1 protein-coding gene is annotated in these 1,141 nt (G+C 59.9%); it reads left to right on the forward strand.

The features are described 5' to 3' along the window. On the forward strand, positions 1-1,141 hold a 1,141-nt coding region (locus ABI582_RS28620; RefSeq protein WP_442120982.1), incomplete at both ends, for an immunoglobulin-like domain-containing protein.

The following is a 1,141-nucleotide window of genomic DNA, read 5'->3' on the forward strand; positions in this document are numbered from 1 at the left end:
TGAAGTCGTGGCCAAGCTGACCGCAACACCTTCGGTCACCGAAGGCGGCGAGATCACCTACACCATCACCCTGACCAACAAAGATGGTCTGCCGATCAACAACCACGGCGCCCTGACCTTCACGCTGAGCGACAGCAAGACCGTCATCACCGTGCCGGCCAATGGCACTACTGGTTCGATCACTGTCACTGCTCCGGACAACGTCTACGTCGGCACTAACCCAGCGGTGGTCAACTCCATCGCGACCGTTGCGGGCGCTGATGTTGGCAAGTTCGAGCAACTGACCCTGGACAAAACCCCGGTCAGCACCACCGTTACTGATGAGCCAGGCACTCCGGGCAACCCAGGAACCCCAGGCGGCAACAACGAGGGCGACCTGGTCAAGGTCACCATCACGGCTGATCAGACCTCGGTGGCGGAAAACGTCAAACCGACCTTCACCGTGCACATCAATCAACCGCTGGACCACGACCTTGTCGTGACCCTGAGCAACAACGCTCAGGTCACGATCAAGGCTGGCGACACCAGCGCGCCTTACGAGCACGCTGCACAGGGCGATGACGTCTACAAAGACGCCGGTGAAATCAGCCTGGGCATCAAGTCCGCTGTGGACGTTGATGGTCGTACCTTCGAAAACCTGGAGCTCGGCGGCGCTGCAAAAGTGGATGTCACCGACACCACCGACGAAGTTGTAGCCAAGCTGACCGCCACCCCTTCGGTTACCGAAGGCGGCGAAATCACTTATACCATCACGCTGACCAACAAAGACGGTCTGCCGATCAACAACCACGGTGCCCTGACCTTCACGCTGAGCGACGGCAAAACCGTCATCACCGTACCGGCCAATGGCACCAGCGGTTCGATCACCGTGACTGCTCCGGACAACGTCTACGTCGGCACCAACCCAGCGGTGGTCAACTCCATCGCGACCGTTGCGGGCGCTGACGTCGGCAAGTTCGAGCAACTGACCCTGGACAAGACCCCGGTCAGCACCACCGTCACTGACGAGCCAGGTACCCCGGGCAACCCAGGTACCCCAGGCGGCAACAACGAAGGCGATCTGGTCAAAGTCACCATCACGGCTGATCAGACCTCGGTGGCGGAAAACGTCAAACCGACCTTCACCGTGCACATCAATCAA

Source organism: Pseudomonas sp. SAS7 (assembly GCF_052112345.1).
Classification (GTDB): domain Bacteria; phylum Pseudomonadota; class Gammaproteobacteria; order Pseudomonadales; family Pseudomonadaceae; genus Aquipseudomonas; species Aquipseudomonas putida_Q.